Source organism: Pseudomonas sp. FFPRI_1 (assembly GCF_055384485.1).
The window spans coordinates 4,976,675-5,001,700 of the sequence record NZ_AP029168.1 but is presented as its reverse complement, the minus strand read 5'-3'; the positions used below and the strand labels follow the sequence as shown (position 1 = coordinate 5,001,700).

Genomic DNA, 25,026 nt, shown 5'->3' with positions numbered 1-25,026 from the left:
TGACGCCCTCCGCCTGTTCTCTCACCACGCTACCGCGCACCCACTTCACATCCTCAAGGCACCAGCGCCTCCTGCAACGGCAGCCGCGCCATGTGGCTGGCACTCAGCGACCCCAGGTACAAGGCGTCACCGTATTCGCGCACGGTGGTGATCGGCGAGTAGTTGCCACTGCTGCCATCCTGCAGGTTGGCGATCACCTGGCCCTGGGTATCCAGGCCCAGGACGAAGCCGCGCTTCTCCACCGGCTTGGGCACCACCGTCATGGCCCGTACCAGCATCTTGCGCACGAAGGGGTAGGGGGCGGTGCCATCGAGCAGGGCGTTGCGCGGTGCGTATAGAGCCACCCAGAAACGCCCCTGGCCATTGAAACTGAGGTTGTCCGGCAGCCCCGGCAGGTTATCGATGAACAGGTCATGGCTGCCGGCCTGGTTGCCCTTGAGCCAGTAGCGACTGATGCGGTAGGCGCCGGTTTCATTGACCAGGACATAGGCTTCGTCCGGCCCCAGGGCGATGCCGTTGGCGAACTCCAGGCGGTCCAGCAGGACCTCGGTGGTGCCGCTCTGGAAGTCGTAGCGCAGCAGGCGACCATCGGCGCCGTGCTCGATCACCGCTTCGCCGTCATGGCCATAGCCCCAGCGGCTGGTGGCATCGCTGAAGTAGGCATAGCGCCCGGCGACATCCACCGCGACATCGTCGGTGAAACCGAACTTCAGGCCGTTGGCCTCGGTGCTCAGGGTCTGCAACTGGCCCTGGCCGTCCAGGGCCAGCAGGCCCTTGATGGCATCGGCGATGATCAGGCGGCCATCCGGGTGTCGGGCCAGGCCCAGGGGCCGGCCGCCGGTGTTGACCAGCACCTTGAGGGACTGGCCGTCGAGGCTGGTCTGGATCACCCGGCCATCATGCAGGCCGGTGATCAACTGGTCGTTTTCCAGGATCAGGGCTTCAGGGCCGTCGATGCCGCGGGCGCCCACCGGTTGCACCGCCTGGAGTTTCTGGTTCGCGGCAAATGGGCCCTGGCTCAGGGATGGCGCCGGCGCCGGGTGCCAGGCCACCGGCTGGACTGCGGTCGGCGCCAGCAACAGGAAGGCCAGGAGGGCGATCAGCAGCAACAGCAGGATCCGACTGAGGCGAAAGCGTCGGGGGGCAATCTGGTTCATGCAATGACTCCATTCAAGTGACGCATTCAGGATCAGCTGCGGGCCGGATCGGTGGACGGCAGCGGGATGGCTCGCTGAGCCATTTCGCACAATGCCAGCAATGAGGCGGCGGATTCCCGTTCTATCCGTCGTTTGAATAACAGCTGATTGCCCAGGCGCATCAGCAGGCCGTCGAAGCGGTAGTCCAGGGTTCGCACAAAGCGTGTGCGCTCGGCGGCCAGCGGCTGGCATTCATAGGTCACCTGCAACTGCAGGCCGTGATCGCCCCGGGCCGTGGCGCGCCAGCGGTGCCCCGGCAGGTATTCCTCGACCTGCCAGCTCAGGTGGCCGCTGCGTCCGCCGGCATGGATGTCTTCTTCGAAGCCTTGCCCGGCGAACAGCGGGCCCTCATCGCCCTCGACCCTGAGCGAGGACGGGTGCCACTGTGGCCAGCACCGTGGGCTGGCGGCGTAGGCCAGGGCAGTGGCGGCGCTGCGGGGAATCTCGACCTGATGCTGCATGCGCGTCATGGGCGTGGACCTGTCTGAGGAGTGGGTGGCGAGCGGTGATTCTTCCGGTTGCCAGTACAAGGTACCGAACAGCCAGTCCATCAACGGCAGGACGATATTGAAGTTGCGCTCCTGCATCAGCTCGCGGCGGTGATGGAGTTCGTGCAGGCGGCGCATCTGGCGGATCCAGGGCAGGCGCGCCAGCGGGTGGCTGGCGGGCAGGTGCTCGCAGGCATGGAACACCTCGTAGGCCAGGTAGCCAAGCAGGGTGCAACTGGCGAACAGCGCCGCCACGTTGCCGTTCCACAGGCGCAGCAGGGCCCACAGGGGCAGGGCGAAGAGCAGGCTGTGGAGCACGATCAGCCAGGCCGGAAACAGGATCACCCGCCAGTCCCGGTAGCCTTCGTAGGCCATCAGCCCGGGGGCGAAGAAGCTGTGGTGGTCGCCGGTATGGCGGGCATAGAACATCCGCGCGAAGCGCTGCTTGTGGTGCCCCAGCCAGCGGTGCACCCCGTAGATGCACAGGTTGAAGAACAGCAGCGCCAGCGGCACCGCCAGCCACTCCAGGGGCTGCACCTGATTCAGGGTGCTGCACAGCAGGACGATGCACAGCAGGCCATAGGCCAGGACAAAGCCGCCATGCAGCCAGGGGTTGTAGCGCGGACTGACCGCCGCGCGGTACTGCAGACGAAAGTGCTGGGTGGTTTCTCGCACGGCCCGATTCCCGTTGTTGTTTTTATGGGCTGCAGCGTAGCCGGCGGGCAATTATCCAGCCAATGGATAGTCGGAATGAGGATTATTCATCAGGCTGAAAATGCCCGAGTAAAGCTCATCGAAATGACGGTGTGGTGAATGAAAGATTGACGCCAGAATAGTGGCTATTTAGTATTTTGATATTGAATTGATATCATTTTTGCTCGCGCTCTGTGCCTTTTGTCCCTGTTTTGCCTGTCGGGGATAGAGGGTCTGCCAGTTCGATCCTGCTTGCCGAAATCAATTTTTCCTCGCCATGGGCCTTCAGGATGAAGGCTCCAGGGGCTTGTGCTCCTGCATTGCTAAGAGACTGACATGGACGTTCGCCACTTCACCTTCCTGGCCCAGCAACCGGCTGCTGCCCTGCAATCCCGTGATTCGTTCTGCGGCCTGTCCAAGCGCAGCCTGGCGTTCGTCCTGGCCAACATGATGTTCTGGCAGCCTGTGGTGGCGATGGCCGATGGCATCGTGGTCAACGGCGGTGGCACCACACTGGGCCAGGCCGGCAATGGCGTGCCCATCGTCAACATCGCCGCGCCCAATGGCAGCGGCCTGTCCCACAACCAGTTCAGCGACTACAACGTCGGCCAGCAGGGGGTGATCCTCAACAACGCCACCGGCCGTACCCAGCAAACCCAACTGGGCGGGATCATCCTCGGCAACTCCAACCTGGGCGGGCGCTCGGCCAATATCATCCTCAACGAAGTCAACGGCGGCAGCCCCAGCCAGCTCAAGGGCTACACCGAAGTGGCCGGGCAGTCGGCCCATGTGATCGTCGCCAACCCCTATGGCGTGACCTGCAACGGCTGCGGCTTCATCAACACCCCGAAAGCCACCCTGACCACCGGCAAGCCGGTGATCGACAACGGCCAGATCCAGCGTTATCAGGTGGATCAGGGCAGCGTCGCCATCGAAGGCGCGGGGCTCAATGCGAGCAACGTCGACCAGTTCGAAATCATCACCCGCAGCGCCAGGATCAACGCCGAGATCCAGGCCCAGCACCTGGCGCTGATCGCCGGGGCCAACGACGTCGACGCCAAGACCCTGAGCGCCACGGCGCGCGCCGCCAACCCGGCGGATGCACCGCAACTGGCCATCGACAGTAGCGCCCTGGGCGGTATGTACGCCGGGGCGATCAAGCTGGTGGGCACCGAGGCTGGGGTTGGGGTCAAGCTCGACGGCAAGCTGATTGCCAGCGGTGGCGACATCCAGCTCGATGCCAACGGCCAGTTGCGCATGGCGGACGCGAGCGCCGAGAAGGGCGCGGTGGCGATCAAGGCCGGCAGCCTCGATGCCCAGGGCGCGGTGTACGCCGGCAGCGATCTCAAGGTGCAGACCCGGGGCGACCTGAGCAACCAGAAAACCCTTGCCGCCCGCGACAGCATCCAGCTGGACAGCGGTGGCCAACTGAGCAACCACGGCATCATCGAGGCTGGGGTCAATGCCGATAACAGTCGCAATGCCAGCGGCGATATCAGCCTTAACGCCCGGGATCTCGACAACCGCGGCAAGAGCCTGGTCGCCAGTCGCGACCTGACCCTGACCACCGCCAAGACCCTGAACAACCAGGGCGGCACCCTCAGCGGCCAGCGGCAAGTGAAGGTCAGCGCCGGGACCCTGGACAACCAGAACCAGGGCCGGGTCCTGAGCAGCGATAGCCTGGTGCTGCAGGCCACCGAGGTGCTGAACCACAACGCCCTGATCGCCAGCGACGGCCAACTCCGGGCCGAGATCGGCCACCTGGGCAATCGCCACGGTGAGCTCAGCAGCCTGGACCAGGTCACCCTGCAACTGGCTTCGCTGGACAACGTCGCCGGGCTGGTGATGGCCGGTGAAACCCTGGATATCAACGCCAGCGGGGCCATCGACAACCGTGGTGGTGCCCTGGGGGCGGAGCGTTTGCTGAAGGTGCAGGCCGCGTCCCTGGACAACAGCAAGGCCGGCAACCTGCGCAGCGAAGAGCGCCTGGAGGTCCGGGTCGCCGGGCGCCTCGACAACCAGGACCTGGGCCTGATCCAGGCCACCGCGGCCATGGAGGTGCAGGCCGGGCAACTGGACAACCGCAAGGGCAAGATTTCCGCCAGCGACACCCTGCTGGTGCGCGGCGAGAGCCTGGACAACCGCGGCGGGGTGATCCGCGCCGATCAGGCCCTGGGCCTGCACAGCCGCGACGTGGACAACCGCGACAAGGGCCGCCTGGAAAGCCGGACCGCGGTCACCGTCGAAGGTCGCCGGCTGGACAACAGCGGTGGCCTGCTCAGCGCCACTTCAACCCTGGTGCTGAACAGCGGCGAGGTGCTCAACCACGCCGGCCGCATCGCCAGCAAAGGCGAACTCCAGGCCCAGGTGGACAGCCTCGCCCAGCGCGGCGGCGAGTTGGTGGCCGAAGGTGACCTGCACCTGCAGGGCCAGACCCTGGACAACCGGGACCAGGGCCTGGTGGCGTCCCTCAAGGCCCTGACCCTGGACGTCGCCGAGGTGGATAACCGTGGCGGCGCGCTGTCGGGCCAGGGAGAGCTGCAGATCAACGGCCAGGGGCTGAACAACAGTGATGGCGGCAAGGTCCTGGCTGACCAGCGCCTGCTGCTCCAGGTGACTCGGGTGGTCAACCAGAACCAGGGGCTGCTGTTCAGCAAGCAGGGGCTGAACCTGACCGGCGCCAGCCTGGACAACAGCGGCGGCCAACTGGTGAGCCAGAAACCGTTGCTGCTGACCCTCAGCGCAGCCCTGGACAACCAGCGCGGCCTGATCAGCGGCGAAGACCTGCTGACCCTCAAGGTCGGCAGCCTGGACAACCGTGGCGGGCGCCTGACCGGTGCCCGGGCTCTGAGCCTCGACAGCAGCGGGGCGCTGCTCAACCAGGGCGGCTCGATCGTCGCCGAACAGGGCCTGAGCCTGGACAGCGCCAGCCTGAACAACAGCGACAAGGGGGTGATCAGCGCCAAGGCCGACACACGCCTGGGCACCGGCGCTTTCGACAACAGCCAGGGCGGCAGCTTGACCAGCGCCGGGCAGTTGACCCTGAGCACTGCCCAGTTGACCAACAACCAGGGCCGGATCGGCAGCGACCAGGCCCTCAACGCCAGCGTCACTGGTCTGGAACAGCAGGGCGGCGAGCTGTTCAGCAACGCCGACCTGAGCCTGGACCTGAACCACGGCCTGCTGGACAACCAGGGCGGCAATCTGCACACCCCGGGGCAACTGCTGTTGCACAACCTCGAGCGGGTGGACAACCGCGGCGGGGAAATCTCCGGGGCCAAGGCCTTCAGCCTCAACGCCCGGCAACTGGACAACGGTGCCGGCAAGCTCCTGAGCAACCAGGCCCTGACCCTGCGCATCGAGCAGGCCCTGGCCAACGTCAAGGGCCTGATCTCGGCGGCGGCCATCGACAGCCGCAGCGCCAGCCTGGACAACCGCAACGGCCAGCTGCACAGCCGTGGCGACAGCCTGCTGCAGGTCAGCGGGCACGCCGACAACCAGGGCGCAATCCTGCTGGCCGCAGGGCAGATGACCCTCAAGGCCGCCAGCCTGGACAACCGCCAGGAGGGGCTGGTGGGCGCCACCCGCGCCCTGGACCTGCAGATCGGGCAACTGGACAACCGCGGCGGTGAAGTATCGAGCCAGCAGATCGGCCTGAGCGGTGCGCGCCTGGACAACAGCGACCAGGGCCGGCTGCTGGCCAGCGGCGACCTGACACTGAACGTGGCCCGGGTGATCAACCAGAGCCTCGGGCTGATATCCGCGGACCAGGGCCTGAGCCTCACCGGCACCGGCCTGGACAACCAGGGCGGGCAGTTGCTGGGCGTCCAGCGCCTGGACCTTGGGCTGGGTGAAGACCTGGACAACCGCAAAGGCCGGATCAGCAGCGAAGGCCGCCTGGCGCTCCAGGCGCGCAACCTGAACAACGACCAGGGCAGCCTCTCCAGTGGCGGCGCCTTGCACATCAGCGCCGGGCAAGCCTTGAGCAACCAGGGCGGCAAGCTGCTGAGCGACGCCGCCCTGACCCTGGCCAGTGCCCGGCTGGACAACCAGCAGCAGGGCATCATCAGCGCCAAGGGGCGGCTGTCGCTCACCACCGGCGCCCTGGACAACAGCCAGGGCGGCCACCTCAACAGCGGTGATGAACTGAGCCTGAACGCGGCCCAGGTCAACAACGACCAGGGCAGCATCGGCAGTGCCAAGGCCCTGACGGCCTCGGTCACCGGCTGGCAGCAGCAGGGCGGCAAGCTGTTCAGCAAGAGCGCCCTGAGCCTGGACCTGAACCACGGCACCCTGAACAACCAGGGTGGCCTGATCAATGCCCCGGGTGCGCTGCTGCTGAACAACCTCGGCGCAGTGGACAACCGCCAGGGTGAAATTTCCAGCCAGCAGGCTTTCGAACTGGCTGCCCGCAGCCTGGACAACAGCGCCGGGCAACTGCTCAGCAACCAGGCCCTGACCCTGCGCATCGAGGGCGCGCTGACCGCGCTCAAGGGCAAGATCGCCGCCGCTGCGCTGCAGATCGACGCCGCCAGCCTGGACCACAGCGGTTCGCTGCTCAGCGACACTGAACTGGGCCTGCGGGTCACTGGCCCGTTGCGCAACCAGGGCCTGATCCAGGCCGTCGGGCCGCTGCAGGTCAGCGCCAACGGCCTGGACAACCAGGGCGGGCGTCTGCTCGGTGGCACCGGCCTGGGCATCGACCTGGGGCATCAAGGCTCGGATCTGGACAACCGCCAGGGCCTGATCAACACCCAGGGCGTGCTGAGCATTGCCGGGCTGCGGGACCTGCAGAACCAGATCGGTGAAATCTCCAGCACCCAGGGCTTCACCCTGGCCGGGCGTAGCCTGGACAACAGTGGCGGCACGCTGATCAGCCACCAGCAACTGGGGATCGAGGCCGTGCACCTGGGCAACCAGCAGGGCCTGATATCAGGCTGGCAGGGGCTCAAGGTCAGCGGCGGCAGCCTGGACAACCGCCAGCAAGGCACCTTGTCGAGCCTGCAGGGTGACCTGCACATCGACCTTGGCGGCGCCTTGCTCAACAGCGCGGCGGGCGGGCTGGCCAGCCAGGGCCAGCTGACGCTCAAGGCCGCCAGCCTGGACAACAGCGACAAGGGCATCGTCACCAGCCAGGGCGGGCAGCAACTGGTCCTCGGCGGCGCCTTGAACAACGCCCGGGGCGGGCTGATCGAAAGCAGCGCTGGCCTCGACATCGCCGCTGGCGACCTGGACAACCAGGGCGGCAGCCTCAACGCCGCGGGGGCCCTGAACCTCAGTGGCAACCACCTGAACAACCAGGGCGGCAAGCTGCGCGGCGAAGGCGCGGTGACCCTCGATCTGCTGGGCGCGTTGATCAACACCCAGGGCCAGTTGGCCGCCAGCGGCCCGCTGCTGCTCAAGCGTTCCAGCCGGATCGACAACCAGGGCGGGCAGTTGATCAGCCAGAACCTGATGACCCTGTTCAGCGACCGCCTGGACAACAGCAACCGCGGCACCCTGGCCGCCAACGGCGCACTGCAGATCAACGCCAGTGGCGAGGTGCGCAACCAGAACGACGGCCTGATCTACAGCCGCGACGCCGGCCTGAACCTGCGCGCCGGCAGCCTGGAGAATGCCAAGGGCGCGATCCAGAGCGCCAAGGCCCAGACCCTGGTGACGACCGGGGGCATCGATAACCAGGGCGGCAAGCTGATTGCCGAGGACGGTGACCTGGACATCCAGGGCTCCAGCCTGGACAACCGCGCGGGTGTGCTGTCGAGCCTCAAGGGCCTGTTCCAGGCCCGGGTGTCGGGCGTGCTGAACAACCATGGCGGCCAGGCCGAGGCCCAGCGCCTGGACCTGCAGGCCCTGGCTGGGATCGACAACGGCGCCGGACGCATGGCGGCCAAGGGCGGCGACCTGCTGCTCAATGCCGGCAGCGCCGGGGTGGATAACCGCCAGGGTGGCCTGTACGCCAGCGGGCGGATCAAGGCCAGCGGCAATCAGTTGAACAACAGCGCCGGGCAAATCAACGGCCAGCACATCGGCCTGGATTTCAACGGCGCTCTGCTCAACCAGGGCGGCCTGGTCGAAAGCCGCGAGAGCCTGGCGCTGCGCGGCGCCAGCCTCGACAACCAGGGCGGCAAACTGCGCGCCCTGGCCCCTGGCGGCATGACCGACCTGCAGCTCGGCGGGCTGTTCGACAACCGCAACGGCCTGCTGGAAACCGCCAACACCGACCTGAGGCTGGCGGCCTCGGGCCTGCTCAACGGCGGCGGCAGCCTGCTGCACCTGGGGGATGGCAACTTCGATATCGCCACCGGCAATGTGATCAATGCTGGCGGCAGCCTGGTCACCCAGGGCGGGCTGACACTGACCGCCGACAACTGGACCAACAGCAGCGTGATCCAGGCCGGGCGCCTGAACCTCAACGTCAATACCTTCAGCCAGACCGCCAGCGGCCAGTTGCTGGCCAGCCAGCACTTGCAGGCCCGGGGCGGCAACTGGAACAACGACGGGCTGTTGGCCAGCGATGGCAGCCTGGACCTGCAGATCGGTGGCAGCTATTCCGGCAACGGCCGGGTGTCCAGCCTAGGCACCCTTGGCCTGGGTGCTGCCCAGGTCAATCTCGGCGCGGCGGGCAGCATCGCCGGCGGCGGCGATACCCAGGTCACGGTTGCCGGGCAACTGAACAACGCCGGGCGCCTGACATCCAACGCCAAGCTCACGGTGAATGCCGGCGGCGTGCTCAACACCGGGACCCTGGGCGCCGCCCAGGACCTGAGCCTGAGCACCCCGACCCTGGTCAACGACCATGGGTTCGTGTTCAGCGGCCAGAACGCCAACTTCAACGTCAACACCCTGAGCAACAGCTACGGTGAGTTCTACAGCCTGGGCGGCCTGAGCGTGGCGGGCATGGCTCCAGGCACCTCGGCCCAGAGCCTGAGAAACATCTCCGGCAATATCCAGAGCGGCGGTGATATCAACATCGCCGTGGCGGACCTGGTCAACGACCGCGAGAAGTACGAAGCCAGCCAGCAGTACACCGACGGGCGCATCACCATACGGTGCGTGCAGCACTGCGGTGGTGGTGCCAGCTGGGTCCGCGGGCCGGTGTACGTCTACCGCACCGTGACCGGGGTGGTGACCAGCGATTCACCGACCTCGACCCTCAATGCCGGGGGCAACCTGACGGTCAACAGCGGCAGCTTCCTCAATCGCTACAGCACCGTCTCGGCGGGCAATGACCTGACCATCACCAGCGGCACCATCACCAACCAGGCCTCCCTGGTGGCCTCCGGCAGCTCGGCCGTTCAGGTGGGCGCCGGGGTCAAGATCAAGCGCGGGCTGTTCTTCCAGCTGGCCCGAGAGGTGCAGGCCTACGACAGGGCGCACCCCCAGGGCTCGGCCTTCGACCAGCAGGCGTTCGCCGCGCTGATCGCCAAGTTCAGCCCGGGCATCTTCACCGGCATCGACCAGCCCGTGCAGACCTCGACCCAGGGCACTTCCGCCGCGCCGGCGATCATCCAGGCCGGCGGCAAGGCGCGCCTCACGGCGGCCAATGACATCAGCAACATCAGCGTGATCAAGAGTGCCATCGCCGTGGGCGGCAGCGCCCGCGACACGGCGGTGGGCGCTGCCAGCAAGCCGCTGATGGTGGTACTCAATTCCCAGCTGCCGCCGGACCTGGCGCAGCAGCAGGTCAACCCCCTGAGCCTGCCCAACTTCAGCCTGCCGTCCGGGCAGAACGGCCTGTTCCGCTTGAGTGGCCAGGGCGGCGCAGCGCAGCCCACGGCCCCGACCCAGGGCTGGAGCATGGCCGGCGCCAGCCTCGAACTGAGCACCCGCCAGGCCGGTCCGGCGCCGGTCCGGCCCCGGGAGCTGAGCAACCAGCCACTGCCGCAAGTGGCCCAGAGCGCTCGTGACCTGAACCTGGTGGATCACCAGGCCACGGGCATCGATGGCCGCACCGCCACGGTGCAGGTGAACGCCGCGTCCGGGGCTGGGCCGGTGGGCGTGATGCTGCCCGCGGGCGGCGCTGGCAACCAGAGCGTCAAGCGGGTCCAGGGGCTGCCAGACAGCAGTGTACGCAGCAACCCGCACAAGTACCTGATCGAGACCAACCCGCTACTCACCGACCTCAAGCAGTTCATGGGCTCGGACTACCTGCTGTCGAACCTGGGTTATGACCCGGACCAGAGCGCCAAGCGCCTGGGGGATGGTTTCTATGAGCAGCGCCTGATCCAGCAGGCAGTCACGGCCCGCACCGGCCAGCGTTTCCTCGACGGCCAGAACAGTGACGAGGGCATGTTCAAGTACCTGATGAACAATGCCATTGCCAGCAAGGACTCGCTCAACCTGGCCGTGGGCGTGACCCTGACCTCCCAACAGGTGGCGGCCCTGACCCACGACATCGTCTGGCTCGAAGAGCAGGAGGTGAACGGCGAGAAGGTGCTGGTGCCGGTGCTGTACCTGGCCCACGCCAACAACCGCCTGGCGCCCAATGGTGCGCTGGTCCAGGGCCGCGACGTGACCCTGATCGCCGGCAAGGACCTGGTCAACTCCGGGACCTTGCGCGCCAGTGAGAACCTCAGTGCGACCACCGGCAACAACCTGATCAATGGCGGCCTGATCGAGGCCGGTGGGCGCCTCGATCTGCTGGCCGGTGACAACCTGGTCAACCGTTCTGGCGGCATCATTGCCGGGCGCGATGTGACGGCCCGCGCCCTGGCCGGGGATGTGATCAACGAGCGCAGCATCAGCACCTTCCAGAGCAACCCCGGGAACACCACCCAGCGCCTGGACTACGCCGACAACGCGGCGCGGATCGAGGCCCGCAATGACCTGAGTGTGCGGGCAGGCCGCGATATCAATAACGTCGGCGGGGTGCTGAGCGCTGGCGCCGACATCGCCCTGATCGCGGGACGCGACGTCAACCTGACGTCGGCCCAGGAGCACGACAAAGTCACTCGCGACCGGTATTTGAATGAAAGCATCACTCAGCACGGTTCCAGCGTCAGTGCCGGGCGTGACATCGCGGTCAGCGCCGGACGCGACCTGACGGCGGTCGCCAGCCAGATCGAGGCCAAGCGCACCATTGCCATGGATGCAGTGGGGGACATGACCCTGGCTTCGGCGGCGGATGAGCAGCACAGCTACTCCAAGACCAAGAAGGTCACCCGCCAGGAAGACCACGAGCACCAGGTCGGCACGTCCCTCACCGCCGGGGCCGATGTGGTCCTCAGTGCCGGTAATGACCTGAGGCTGATTTCCAGCCGCATCAATGCTGGCAACGAAGCCTACCTGGTGGCCGGTGACAACCTGGAACTGCTGGCGGCCCAGGACAGCGACTACTCGTTGTACGACATGAAGAAGAAAGGCAGCTGGGGGCGCAAGAAAGCGCGCCACGACGAGGTGACTCAGGTCACCAACATCGGCAGCCAGATCAGCACCGGTGGCGACCTGACCCTCAAGAGCGGCGGCGATCAGCGATACCAGGTGGCCAAGCTGGAAAGCGCCAAGGACCTGACCCTGGACAGTGGCGGCGCGATCACCTTCGAAGGGGTCAAGGACCTGCATGACGAGACGCACACCAAGAGCAAGAGCGATCTCTCCTGGTACTCGATGAAGGGCAAGGGCCGCACCGATGAAACCCTGCGCCAGAGCACCCTGGTGGCCCAGGGCAATCTGCTGATCAAGGCGGCCGACGGCCTGCGCGTGGATATCCGCCAGGTCGACCAGCAGACGGTCAGCCAGACCATCGATGCCATGGTCCAGGCCGACCCGGGCCTGGCGTGGATGAAGGACGCCCAGGCGCGTGGGGACATCGACTGGCGCCAGGTCCGGGAAATCCACGAGAGCTTCAAATACGACTCCTCGGGCCTCGGCGCGGGGGCCAAGCTGGTGGTCGCGATTCTGATGTCCCTGGCCATGGGCCCGGCGGGCCTCGGCCTGGCGGCGCCTCAGGCAGCGGTGGCCGGCAGCCTGGCCACTACCGGGGTCAGCAGCACCATCAGCAACAAGGGCAACCTGGGGCGGGCGCTCAAGGAGACCCTCAGCGCCGACAGCCTGAAAAACGCTGCCATCGCCGGGTTCACCGCGGGCGCCTTCGAGTATGCCGACACCAACTGGTTCGGCGGTGCAGACAGTGCCGGAGCGGGCGCCGCAGCCCCGGGCAGTGAAGGCACCACGGCCTCGACCTTGAACAATGCCAACCCGTCCAAGGACATCTTCCGCTGGAGCACGGCGGCCGACACCCTGACCCGCACCACCGGGCGGGCACTGATCTCCAGTGGCATTTCCACGGCGATCGGCGGCGGCAGCTTTGGCGACAACTTGGGTGCGGCCCTGCTCGCAGAGGCGGGCAACGTGGCCATGGCGACGGGGTTCAACTGGGTCGGCGACAACGTCCGCTTCCCCAATGGCGGGCTCGAGAAGGTCGTCGCCCATGCCCTGATGGGCGGCCTGCTGGCGGAAGCCACCGGCGGCGACTTCAAGACCGGCGCTGCGGCGGCCGGCTTGAACGAAGCTTTGATCAACCAACTGGCGAGCGTGGCCGACGGCAACAAGGACCTGCAATTGGCGCTGTCGCAATTGACCGGCCTGGTGGCGGCTGCGGCGGTGGGCAAGGACCTGGACCAGGGGGCGCAGATCGCCCAGATGGCGACGGCCTACAACTACCTGTTCCACGAGGAAATCCTCGAGAAAGACCGCAAACTGGGCGCCTGCACGACGAAAACCGAGTGCGACTCCATTCGTGCCTACTACCGCACTCTGGATGAGACCCGGAACAAGGAGTTCCCGCAGCTTTGCCAGCAGAACCCCACCTTGTGCCAGGCGGTATTCGAGCGCCTCAGGTCCGAGGAGGGCACCAACCAGCAATGGATGAGCGACCTGCGCAAATCGGGCCGACCCGAGCTGTTTGGCCAGTTGACCGACCTGTATCTTGTCCTGGGCAACAATCAGGCTGCGCTCAACCGCTATATCGCCAATGCCCAGCGGGACAAGTATGGAACCCTGGGGGTCGCTGCTGCCGACTACATCCTCGAAGCGGCGGACCCCAGGTCGAAACTCTTCACCCCGGGAGGGGGCGCCAAGGGCCTGGCGGACGGCATCAAGCGCGGGATGGTGGGTGGTGGGGCCGGCCAGAACGGCGGCATCAAGCATGTCTACGACTCTCTGCGCAAAGCGCCGCAGTACCCCGAGGGCTTCAAGGAGCGCGCGGGAGGAACCAGCCGCAACGCGATCAAAAACGGGGACGTGCTGGCTGACCTGCGCAAAGTGGAACCCGGCAAGTGGAGCAAGGTGTACAAGGACGGTTTCGACAGCAACGGTGCACGTGTTTCGGTGCACTATTTCCAGAGTGAAAGTGGCAAGGTCTTCAACGTGAAGACCAAGAACGGTTGGAGTAATACCCAGTGAAGGAAATATCGTTGATGGTTGAAGCCCTGGGCGCTGAACAGGCCACCCGGCTGGTGTGCACGCTGGCGATTGGCTTGTTGACCTCGCTGCGCGATGAGGCCATCACCCTGGAGGAGGCCGAGTGGACCCTGTTCACGCCGCGTACCGCCAGCCTGTTGCAGGACAAGGGGCTATCGCCCGAGCTCTGCAGCCTGATCATGGAGGCATGCGAACTGGAGGATGTGCAGAGCCTGAGGCCGGATCGCCTGGAGGCCAGTGTGCAACTGCTGAGGGAACGTTTTGCAGCGATCCTGCACAGCGATCCCGGTTATGCCCAGAGGGCCAGTGAAAAGATCGGGAGGCAAGACTTGTATGTCATCCGTTAGCCCTCGGCCTGCGGTTCTCCAGTGATTCGCTCCCCTTGCTGCGCTGATTGACAGCCGGGGCCCCCAGCGCGAATTATCCAGCCCCTGGATAACCGCGGTGGGCATTATTCATGAAGCTCAATGTGCAGCGCCTGGACCTCAACCTGTTGCGGGTGTTCGACGCCCTGATGCAGGAGCAGAACCTGTCCCGGGCGGCGGTACGCCTGAACCTCAGCCAGCCGGCGGTGAGCAATGCCCTGGCGCGCCTGCGCCGGCACCTCGACGAGCCGCTGTTCATCCGCACGGCGCGGGGCATGCAACCCACATCCCGGGCCACCAGCCTGCACCTGGTGGTGCGCCAGGCCCTGCACCTGTTGCAGCAGGGGCTGGACCCCGGTGCGGTGTTCGACCCGGCGGCGGCCGACCAACTGTTCACCCTGTCGATGAACGACTATGCCCAGGCGCGCCTGCTGCCGGCCCTGTCCCGGCGCTTGCAGCTCGTGGCGCCCGGGGTGCGGCTGGCGGTGCGCAGCGACAGCGCCGACTCCGTCGCCGCCTGGCTCAGTGCCGGCATGCTCGACCTGGCGGTGGACTACCTGTACTTCGACAACCCGGAGCTGTGCTACCAGCCCCTGCTGGAAGAGCAACTGCTGGTGATCGGCCGCCGCGACCACCCGGCATTCGTCCCCGAACTGAGCCTGGAGGCCTACCAGGGCTGCCAGCACGTCGCGATTCCCGACCGTGGCGGCCGGGGCTCGCCGCTGGAAATCGTCCTCGGCTCGGCCAAGGTCCAGCGCCAGGTGCAGGTGTTCGTGCCCAACTACCTGAGCATCCCGCTGATCGTCGCCCAGTCCGACCTGCTGGGCACCGTGCCGCGGCATCTGGCGGAGCATTTCTGCGCCTTGCTGCCGCTGCGCAGCGCCCACCTGCCACTGCCGGCGGCGCCGGTGCAGGTCAGCCTGATCTGGCATCGCCAGCAGCAACAGGCGCCGGGGCTGCAATGGCTGCGGGGCGAGATCGATGCCATCGCCCGGGCGCCGGAGCACTCGCTGCATAGCGCTCCGGGGCATTGAGGCGTCGACCCTTTCAGAGTCTTCTCAATGGCCGTGGCGCGGCGAGCCAGGCGGTGAGGGTGGGAGGGGGCCGAGGTCTTGGTGGGGGTCTGGCCGAAAATCAAGAATCTTCTCGAAGAAAGCACAGAGTCGTCCCGTCTCGTTCGCTGCTTAACCTTTGTAGGCTGGGTCTGCCTTGAGGAAAAAGGCCAACGTCAAACACGAGATAGGTAAGTAAACCCATGAAATTCATCAAGTCTGCACTGGCTGTCGCGACGTGCTGCATGGCCGCCCAGGCCATGGCGGCCGACGGCGAAATCAACTTCACCGGTTCCATCACCGCCAACACCTGTTCGGTGAATGTCGGTGACCTCAACGGCGGTGCCGGCACCAACGTTTCCCTGGGCAACGCGCCGTCCCTGTCGCTGAAAAAGGCCGGAGACACCGCCGGTGCCGGTTCCTTTGCCCTGACCCTGACCGCCCCCACGGTGGAAGAGGGTGAAACCGATCACTGCGTACTGACCGGCAAGACTGCCACGGTGCGCTTTCTCAGCATGAACGGTGCCGCCGGCCCCAACGGCGAATGGCTGGCCCTGGAGGGCGCAGGCGGCGCCGGGGTGGCGAAGAACGTCGCGGTGCAGATCCGTGATGCCAAGGGCCAGGATGTGCAGCTGGGGCGTGCCTCCAGCGAATACGCGGACCTGACCCAGCCCATGCGCTTCACCGCCAACTACATCGCCACGGGTGAAGCCACGCCGGGCACCGCCAACGCCAAGGCTTCCTTCAGCGTCGATTACAAGTAAGACACATCCCGACCGGGGTCGATGGTGCCGGATGCACTCGGCCCCGCTGTCTGCAGCCCCCTCCCCAGGTTTTAAGTTGATATGAAGACTGCTTTTCTGCGCGCCGCTTTCTCTAGCAGGAGCTGGCTCTTTGGCGCGGCCCTGGCCGCACTCTGCCCGGTGCCCCTGGCGTCTGCCGGCATCATGCTCAATGGCACGCGAATCATCCTCGGGGCCGATGAGCGCAGTGCCTCGACGATTGTTTCCAACCTCACCCGCAGCGACTACGCGGTGCAGACCTGGGTCAACGACGCCCGTGACAGCAAGGACCAGCGCAGCCCGTTCATTGCCATGCCGGCCCTGTTCAAGGTGCGCGCGGGCGAGGAGCAAGTGGTGCGGATCATCAAGACCCCGGGGCAACTGCCGCAGGACCGGGAGTCGGTGTTCTATTTCAACGCCCAGGAAATCCCGGTGCTGGAGCACAAGCAGGAAAACGCCTTGAAAGTGGCGGTGCGCACCCGGGTGAAGTTGTTCTATCGCCCCGCCAATCTGCCGGGCAACGTCCAGGAGGCGCCTGCGCTGCTGGCCTGGAAACTGGTCGAGCAACCTGGTGGTGGCGCCGTCTTGCGGGTCAGCAACCCCAGCGCCTACCACATCACGTTCATCGGGATCCGGGTGCTGGACGGTGGCACGCCCGTCGAACTGCCAGACGTCGACATGGTGGCGCCCAAGTCCAGCCAGGACCACCCGATTCCCCGCCGGCTCACGTCCAGGACGGTGCTTGTGGAGTTCTCCACCATCAACGATTACGGCGGCTACAGCGAACCGGTCAAGTCCAGTGCCGGGTTCTAGGTCATTGGCGCATCGATGGAGTGCAACCCCTGGGAAGTCATTGCAAGTGCTGAGGTCAGGATGGGTGTTTATTTGAGGGCTTTGAGCGGCTGTCTGGTTGGGTCGTTGTTGCTGACGACGCTCAAGAGCAACCAACTGTTCGCCGCCGAATTCGATACCGGGTTCGTGGCGGATTTCGGCGACGGTACCGCGCCGAAAAGCGACCTCGAAGCCATGCTCCATGAGCAGGAGGTCGGCCCCGGCAGCTACCTGGTGGGGATCACCCTGAACCGTGACTATTTTGGCCAGCGTGAAGTCAGTTTTGTCCGTGCGGGGCCGGACCTGAAGGCCTGCCTGCCCCAGGCGTTGCTCGTGGAAATGGGCGTCAAGCTGGCGCCGCGCAAGGATTCACCGGGGGACCAGCACTGCCTGGACCTGCCGACCCTGGTGGAAGGCGCGACGGTGCGGTTTGACAGCCGGCAGCTCAAGCTGGACATCAGCGTGCCGCAGATCGCCATGAACCGTGATGCCCGGGGGTATGTGGCCCCCGAAGAGTGGGACAGCGGCATCAATGCCGGTTTTCTCAACTACCAGTTCTCCGGATCGCAGAGCAAGAGCCGGCAACGCAGTGCGGCCAACTACAATCTGTATCTCAATGGCGGCCTCAACCTGGGGGAGTGGCGCCTGCGTTCCAGTTCCTCCTACCGCAAGGATGGCACCTGGGAGCGCGCGGCCACTTATGTGCAGCGCGACTTGCCGGGCACCTTTGGCAACCTGACCCTGGGGGAAAGCGTGACCCCGGGTGATACCTTCCAGAGCGTGCCGTTTCGCGGGGTGCAGGTGGCCAGCGACACCCAGATGCTCCCCGATTCGCTGCAAGGCTATGCGCCGGTGATTCATGGCGTGGCCCAGACCCAGGCCCGGGTCGAGGTGCGCCAGCATGGCTATTCGCTGTACAGCACCTTCGTCACCCCGGGGCCCTTCGAGATCCGCGACCTCAACGCCGCCTCCGGCAGTGGCGACCTGGAAGTGATCATCACCGAAGCCGACGGTAGCGAGCGGCGCTTTATCCAACCCTATGCGACCCTGGGCAACCTGCTGCGCGACGGCACCTGGCGCTACAGCGTGACGGCAGGCCAATACCATGAACCCACGGCCTTGATCGACCAACCGACCTTCACCCAGGTCTCCCTGGCCTATGGCTTGCCGAGGGACTACACCTTGTCCCTGGGGGGGCTGCTGGGGGAGGGCTATCGCGCTTATCAGGTGGGCGTGGGCAAGGGGCTGGGGAGCCTGGGCGCACTGTCCCTGGATGCGACTCAGGCCCTGACCGACACCCGCCAGGAGTCTGTCAGTGGCCAGAGCTATGGCCTGCGCTACGGCAAGGCATTCGCCGGTGGTACCAACCTGCGCTTTGCCGGCTATCGCTATTCGACCCCGGGCTACCGGGATTTCAGCGAGGTGGTGAGCCAGGGCTCCTGGCGCAGCGATGGGGGCGCAAGCGGCGGTTATCGCCGGGTCAGCCGGCGCAGCCGCCTGGAGGCCAATATTTCCCAGACCCTGGCCGACAGCACGTCGCTGTACCTGAACCTGTCGCAGCAGGACTACTGGAACTCATCCCGGCAACAGCGCCAGTTGCAGTTTGGAGTCAGCGGCCAGGTGCAACGGGTCAACCTGTCGCTGTACGCCAGCAAAAGCCTGAGCGACAGCGACAACGAAGGTGTACAGGTGGGCCTGACCCTGAGCTTCCCGCTGGGACGGCAGAACGCCAGTGTCAGCCTGGAGCGCAACGCCGACGGCAGCAATGACCAGCGCCTGGGCCTGAGCGGCCTGGCCGGGGACTACAACCAACTCAACTACAACCTTGATATGCAACGCAGCGAGCGTTCGGCCAACACCGGCTCGGCCTCGGCCGGTTATCGCGCGCCCTGGGCCAACCTCAGTGCGGGCCTGAGCAGCAGCAGCGCCTACAAGACCGTCAACGTCGGCATGTCCGGTTCGGTGCTGGCCCATGGCGGGGGTGTGCAGCTGGGGCAGAGCCTGGGCGAAACCATGGCCCTGGTGGAGGTCAAGGACACCCCCGACGTCGGTGTCAACAATGCCCCGGGAACCTTCACCAACGCCAAGGGCTATAGCCTGGTGCCTTATGTCCAGCCTTATCGGCGCAATCGCATCAGCCTGGACACCAGCAAGCTGGACGCCAATACCGATATCGACAGCGGCGTGGGCACGGTGACGCCGCGTCGCGGAGCGGTGGTGCTGGCGCAGTTCAACGCCCGGCATACGCAGAAGGTCCTGGCGACCATCGCGTTGCCCGATGGCACGCTGGTGCCTTTCGGCAGCGCGGTGCTGGATGCCGCGGGCCAGCGGGTCAATGCCGTGGGGCCGATGGGCCAGGTGTTGCTGTCGGTGGGCGAGAGCACGGATTTCCGCCTGGTCTGGGGCAACGCGGCGCAGCAGCAGTGCGCGTTCAGCCTGGATCTTGAGCAGGCCCATGAACAGGAGGGGTTCAAGCTGGCTCAGGTACGCTGCACGGCCCCGCACGGTTAGTTCCAATCCGCGGTGCCCAGGGCCCGCAGCCGAGGCTTGCGGGCCTTTTTCGTGGCCGCCCGGCAGCTCACGGCGGCCCGGCGGCTGCGGCCAGGGTGCTGTTGAGCCTGTCCATCAGTTGCCGCAGTTCCTGGCACAGCAGAGACAGGCCACTGACCGGGGCATTGTTTTCAAGGGCGTCTTCCAGGGTTTCGCACAGCCGCATCAGCGGCTCGGACTGCATCATCTGCGCCGCGCTCTTGAGCTTGTGGGCAAGCCCTGCCACGGCCTTGAGATCGAGGCGCGCCATGGCGTCTTCCAGGGCCTGCAGGTCCTGCTGGTTGCACAGGATCAGGTTGCCCAACAGGCTGCGCCGCTTGTCCTCCGGCAAATTGAAGCGTACCAGCGCCGCAGCGCCGTCTTCGTCTTCCGGGGGCGTCGCGCTCGCGGTGAATACCGGCACGTAGCGGGCCAGCATCGATACGCTCAGGGGTTTGAGCAGGCAGGCATCCATGCCGGCGGCGAGAGCGGCCTGGCGATCCTCTTCCCGGGCACTGGCAGTGGTGCCGATGATGGTGCACGGGCGTATGCACAGTGTCTGCTCCAAGCGGCGGATTTCCTCGGTCAGGGCGATGCCGTCCAGTTCCGGCATGTTGCAGTCGGTGATGACCAGGTCGATGTCGTGGTCCTCCCAGATGAACAGCGCCTGCAGTCCGTCCTGGGCCAGGATCGGCTCATGGCCGAGCAGTTCGATCTGCTCCTTGAGCAGGGTCAGGCTGGGCAGGTGGTCTTCGGCGATGAGGATCTTCAGGCGCTGCCGGGTCGGCACGGCGGGTTCGCTCGCTGGCAACGCCAACGGTGTTTCGCTGGGGGTGGCCTGTTGGGCAGTGGCGGTCAGGGTCATGGTGGTGCCCTGGCCCAGGGTGCTGTCCACCAGCAGGTCACCACCCATGATCCGGCTCAGGGACTGCGAGATGCACAGGCCGATTCCCGCGCCGCTGTTGCGATTGACGGTCACCCGGGAGAACGGCGTGAACAGGCTGGGCCGGTCGGCGGGGTCGATGCCCGGGCCGCTGTCCTCGACGCTGACGGTGAAGGCGAAATGCACGGGATCCAGGGGCGAACCCCGGACCCGCAGGGTGATGCCGCCGGTGTCGGTGAACTTGATCGCGTTGCTCATCAGGTTGCTCAGGATCTGCTTGATCTTCTGTCGGTCCAGGCGCGCGGGCAGATCGGCCCAGGCATCCACATCGAGCCGGATCCACAGGCCCTTGCGGGCCGCCAGGCTGTCGAAGATGGTCCGAGTGGTATTGACGATGTCCTTCAGGGTGCAGGTTTCCAGGTGCAGGCGAGTCTGCCCGGACTCGATGCTGGAGATGTCCAGGATGCCCCCCAGCAGCTCCAGCAGGCTGACGGCGGCGTCATGGGCCACTTGCAGCGATTCGAGGTTCTTGCCCTGGGGCGCCTTGCGAGTCAGCACCAGTTCCAGCATGCCGATGATGGCGTTCATCGGCGTACGGATTTCATGGCTCATGGTGGCGAGGAAGGTCGACTTGGCTCTGTTGGCCTGGTCCGCCGAATCCTTGGCCTGGCGCAGTTCTTCGAGAATGCGCAGGCGATCGCCGATCTCCAGCCAACCGCAGACCACCCCGAAGATCTGCTGCCGGTCATCTCGCAGGGGTTGCGCCCAGTGATAGATGTCCAGGGCTTTGCCGCCCAGGGGCAGGGTCTGGTCGCGGGAGATGGCAGTACCGCTGTTCACCACCTGTTCATAGTCCTGGAGCCACTGACCGAGCACCGCCTGGCCCAGCATGGCGTCGAGCATCTTGCTGTTGGTGTTGGAGCTGGCGCCCGGGACGAAGGTCTGGGCGTAGGAGGTGTTGAACAGCAGTAGTTCGCCTTCGCGGTCGCGCACGTAGATGGGGTGGGGAATGCTGTCGACGATGTTCTGGATCAGGCTCAGGCGCTCCTGCAACTGCCTGCGCACGATGGATTTCTTGAAGATCAGTTTGCGCAGGTAAAGGATCCAGATGCAGGTGGCCAGGAGCAGCACGAAGGAGACGCTGAGTGCTTGGTAGATGCGCAGGCTGACGGCTTCCCAATACAAGTTGTCGGTAGCGGCATTGGCCCGCCAGCGCCCGGAGATCGCCGCGATTTCACTGGGGGAGATGCGCCGCAGGGCTTTTTCGATGATGGAGATCAGCACCCGGTTCTGCGGCAGGCTGGCGATGCCCACCCGGGCGCTGACGCCCTTGAGCTGCTCCGAGGCGTGGAGGGCGTCCTCGTACTTGTACGACAGGTAGTACCTGGCTTGGTGGGTGGAGGTCAGGGTGAAGTCGCTGTCACCGTCGCGGACCCTGTTCAGGGCGTCGGGGACGTTGTCGGTGGTGTGGATCTTCAGGTGTGGGTAGTGCATGCGAATGTGCTCCAGCAAGGCATCGGAGTGGGGCAGGGCGATGCTTTGGCCGGCACTGTTGAGGTCGGGTTTGGGCTTGCCGTCATTCTTGCTGATGAGCAGGTAGGGTGTGGTGATCACCGGCAGGGTAAACAGGTACTTGGGCTCCCTGAAGTCGGTTTCCGACATGATGGCCAGGTCCACCTGGCCGCTGTCGAGCAACTCCATGGCCTTGTGTACCGAGCGAGTGCGCACGATCTCGAAACGCAGCCCGGAGTTGAGGCGCACCAGTTCCATGATGTCGGACATGGTGCCGCCGAACTGTCCGTTGCTGTCGAACAGGGCGTAGGGCGCCAGGTCCTCGCTGACGGCAATCCGGAATGGCAGCTTTCTGTCCAGCAGCTGTTTTTCCTCGCTATCGAGCACGCTGACGAATTCCTCGTCACTGCACTTGAGCGTCATGACCCACCAGTTGACCATCCTGATGACCTGGCAGCGGCTGCGCGATTGCAGCTGCTGGTCAATCAGGGCGGCCAGCCGTGCGTTGGCGCCGGTGTAGGCCAGGCCGATATGGGTCTCCAGGCCGTTGACACTGATATTGGTCACCAACTGATTGTTGAAGCTCTGGTTCAGCAGGTAGTTGGTGCTGACGGTATCTCCCAGGTAGGCCTGGGCATTGCCCTTGAGCACGGCGGCAATGGCGTCATAGGGGGAGGTGTAGTTGTTGATGGTGGCGCTGCGAAAGATCTTGAAGGTGTTGGCATCGATGAAGCCGTCGGGGGTGGAAGAAATCTGCGAGGCCTTATCGCGCAGATCGATCTCCAGCAGGCTGCCGGTGGTGGAGTACAGGGCGATCTGGGTGTAGGCATAAGGAGCCGATATCTGCACGCCATACTTTTGCACTTCCGGCCGGGTCGCGGCGTCCAGCAGGTCGATCTCGCCGGCCTTGAGTGCTCTATAGGCGCTGTCGCGGCCGGCATACAGGCTGATCGCGAAGCGGATGCCCAGGGCCTTTTGCAGCGCCAGCAGGTTCTCCGCGAGGATGCCCTCCAGCGCGTTTTTTTCGGAAAAGATGGTCAGGGGCGGGTAGTCGGGAGAGGTGACGCCCAGGCGTACGGTTTTTCTCTTGGCGAGCCAGGCCTGGTTCTCGGGGCTGACAGGAGCGGAAAACTCCAGGGCTTGCCCTCGAGAGGATAAATGCAAGGCTTGAGCACCTTGTGTTGTACCTGGCAGCAGCGCCAGGTGCAGCGCCAGGAGTAGCGTCATCAGGATGGCTTTCATGTCGGGCAAGTCAGACCAGGCTCATTTCTTTGGCGATCTCGGCCAGTTCTATGGTGGTGCGTACTCCCAACTTGCGCAGGATATTGATCTTGTGTCCGCTGACGGTCTTGTTACTCAAATGCAGCTTTTCACCGATGGCTACATTGCTCAGCCCCTGAACCAGAAGTTGCAGCACGATGATTTCCTTGTTGGTCAACTTCGGTGTGCCGCAGGTGCTATTGGACTTGTACTCCATGTAGTGCCCCAACACTTCCTTGGGGAAGTAGAGGTAGCCATCGTTGAGGGTATCAAGGCCCTTTATCAGTTCTTCCAGGCTTGCACTCTTGTTGATGAAGCCCAAGGCGCCGGCTTGCATACAGCGCGCTGCATAGGTACTGGCCAGTTGCGAGGTGAACACCAGGGACTTGATCTTGATGTTCTCGGAATTGATCCGCTGCAACACCGAAAGTCCATCCAGGCTATTGAGCCCGATGTCCAATAAGAGGTATTCCGGGGCAAGCTTGCGGACCTTGGACAGAGCGTCCAGGCCGTCGGTTGACTCTCCTACGACCTGATAACCGTGTTGCTCTAACATGGCTTTGATCGCACCACAGATGACGGGGTGATCGTCCACTATTAGTACAGTTCTGCTCATGACTACCTCATTTTGATTACTTTTTTTAGAGCTTTATCGCGTTACGTGATAAAGCGCTGGTTCAGTGTTTTTATTGTACGCCCGGCGTTTGGCAGTCGGTTGTCGAGCCTGCCGTCCGGTGGTTTTTTAAGGATGTTCTTGGTTTTATATGAGAAGCGTCTTGGTCTTTAGGGCAAGTGGCTTTGTTAGTCTGAGTACCCTTGTAGTTAAGTGGTACTAGAGGCTTAGAGACAGTCAATGCGTGCTCAATTGTTGTTCTTGTTTTGCTGTATAAGTGGCGGCGCCTGGGCCGATTGTTCAGGGGGGCAGACCGACTTTTATCCGGGGTTCGACATGGGGACACACTATGTGCCCCGGGATGCGCCCCTTGGTTCGGTGATCGGCACGGCCAACGTCAGCTACAGCTACCAGCATTCCAGCACGATCTCGTGTCGGGTCGGTGACACCTGGGAAACCCGGCAGAACCCCTGGCCCAAGGTCACAGGCATCAGCCTGCCGCCTATCACCGGGCTGGACATGGGCAATGCCACCATCCTGAAAACCAATGTGCCTGGGGTTGGCCTGGTAGTGATCGCACCCGGTCGCAACATGACGCGTTGGAACACCACTGGCGGGGTCGCCCCCTATGTGCCATTCAAGCTGACCAATACCACGGCGACCAACATCGCCGAGCCGATAGAAACTCGGTTCACCTTGATCAAGATCAGCGACGAGATTCCCATGGGCAGCTCGGCGATCAAGAACTCCACCTCGGCGGTGGCGTTCTGGTCTGGCAGCCGACGCCTGCATGCGGTGTTCCTGACCGGCACGGTGATCCGCTCGGAGTGCTCGGTAGTCGGTGGTGCCAATGCCTACATCGAGGTGCCCATGGGCGAAGTCATGCGCCGCCAGTTCAACGGCAAGGACAGCCATATGGACAACAAGGACCTGCTCATTGCCCTGACCGATTGCACGGCGGGCACCTACCCAACCAACCAGGGCTGGAACTTCTACCAGAGCTCCAACGCCCACCTGCGTCTGGATGGTGTCCAGGGTTCGGCCATCCTCGACGCCAACCGGGGCATTCTCGGCCTGACCACCGACTCCACCGCCAAGGGCGTGGCCGTGCAGGTCCTGCACAAGGATGGCCTCACGCCCTTTACCCTGGGCCAGGATGTGTCGATGGGCCGCCTGAGCGGCACCGGCATGAACATCGAACTCAAGGCGCGCTACATCCAGACCTCCGATACCGCGGCCGGGCCCGAGCCGGGCAAGGCCAATGCCCGAGCGGCCTTTACCCTGACCTACAAGTAGCGATGAAGGTCGGCCGTCACGGTGGTGGGGCCTACCAGGAAAACCCCAGGCTCAGAAGCTTCCTACCTTTATTCGAGAAGTATCCTGAATTCACTTGAGCCAATT

General features: G+C 64.8%; 10 protein-coding genes and 2 pseudogenes. 8 read left to right on the top strand and 4 right to left on the bottom strand.

All coding sequences use genetic code 11. The features are described from left to right. Positions 1–53 precede the first annotated feature (53 nt). Complete coding sequence (locus tag ACZ5BO_RS22050; RefSeq protein ID WP_464696468.1) at positions 54–1,157, bottom strand: SMP-30/gluconolactonase/LRE family protein; 1,104 nt, start codon at positions 1,155–1,157, stop codon at positions 54–56. Positions 1,158–1,189: 32 nt separating this feature from the next. Beyond that, positions 1,190–2,359, bottom strand: a complete 1,170-nt coding sequence (locus tag ACZ5BO_RS22045; RefSeq protein ID WP_025126752.1) for an SRPBCC family protein — start codon at positions 2,357–2,359, stop codon at positions 1,190–1,192. A 354-nt stretch (positions 2,360–2,713) separates the two neighbouring features. Here ACZ5BO_RS22045 and ACZ5BO_RS22040 point away from each other — a divergent pair. The 7 genes and pseudogenes from ACZ5BO_RS22040 to ACZ5BO_RS22010 form a co-directional block, all read left to right on the top strand. After that, positions 2,714–9,649 (top strand): annotated as a pseudogene (locus ACZ5BO_RS22040) (two-partner secretion domain-containing protein); the annotation flags it as partial. A gap of 366 nt (positions 9,650–10,015) precedes the next feature. Continuing rightward, a pseudogene (locus ACZ5BO_RS22035) lies at positions 10,016–12,907 on the top strand (DUF637 domain-containing protein); the annotation flags it as partial. Between the two features lie 887 nt (positions 12,908–13,794). Further along, a complete protein-coding gene (locus ACZ5BO_RS22030; RefSeq protein ID WP_025130359.1) occupies positions 13,795–14,145 on the top strand; it encodes a DUF3969 family protein in 351 nt (116 codons plus the stop codon). A 110-nt stretch (positions 14,146–14,255) separates the two neighbouring features. Next, on the top strand, positions 14,256–15,197 hold the full coding sequence (bsrA, locus tag ACZ5BO_RS22025; RefSeq protein ID WP_464696467.1) for a LysR family transcriptional regulator BsrA: 942 nt from the start codon (positions 14,256–14,258) through the stop codon (positions 15,195–15,197). Positions 15,198–15,418: 221 nt separating this feature from the next. After that, positions 15,419–15,979: a fimbrial protein gene (locus tag ACZ5BO_RS22020; protein WP_025130361.1), complete on the top strand. Its 561-nt coding sequence runs from the start codon at positions 15,419–15,421 to the stop codon at positions 15,977–15,979. Positions 15,980–16,060: 81 nt separating this feature from the next. Beyond that, positions 16,061–16,810, top strand: a complete 750-nt coding sequence (locus ACZ5BO_RS22015; protein WP_464696466.1) for a fimbrial biogenesis chaperone — start codon at positions 16,061–16,063, stop codon at positions 16,808–16,810. A 105-nt stretch (positions 16,811–16,915) separates the two neighbouring features. Beyond that, positions 16,916–19,339: a fimbria/pilus outer membrane usher protein gene (locus tag ACZ5BO_RS22010; protein WP_464696465.1), complete on the top strand. Its 2,424-nt coding sequence runs from the start codon at positions 16,916–16,918 to the stop codon at positions 19,337–19,339. 67 nt (positions 19,340–19,406) lie between these two features. Here the strand turns inward: ACZ5BO_RS22010 and ACZ5BO_RS22005 are convergent, their stop codons facing one another. Both ACZ5BO_RS22005 and ACZ5BO_RS22000 read right to left on the bottom strand, forming a co-directional pair. Next, the gene (locus tag ACZ5BO_RS22005) at positions 19,407–22,994 is read right to left on the bottom strand and encodes an ATP-binding protein (RefSeq protein ID WP_464696464.1); all 3,588 of its coding nucleotides are present in this window, start codon (positions 22,992–22,994) and stop codon (positions 19,407–19,409) included. Between the two features lie 10 nt (positions 22,995–23,004). Continuing rightward, positions 23,005–23,628 (bottom strand): response regulator, encoded by a 624-nt coding sequence (locus ACZ5BO_RS22000; RefSeq protein WP_464696463.1) that lies wholly within the window; start codon positions 23,626–23,628, stop codon positions 23,005–23,007. Positions 23,629–23,961: 333 nt separating this feature from the next. Here ACZ5BO_RS22000 and ACZ5BO_RS21995 point away from each other — a divergent pair, with 333 nt between their 5' ends. Continuing rightward, a complete protein-coding gene (locus tag ACZ5BO_RS21995) occupies positions 23,962–24,921 on the top strand; it encodes a fimbrial protein (protein ID WP_464696462.1) in 960 nt (319 codons plus the stop codon). Positions 24,922–25,026 lie beyond the last annotated feature (105 nt).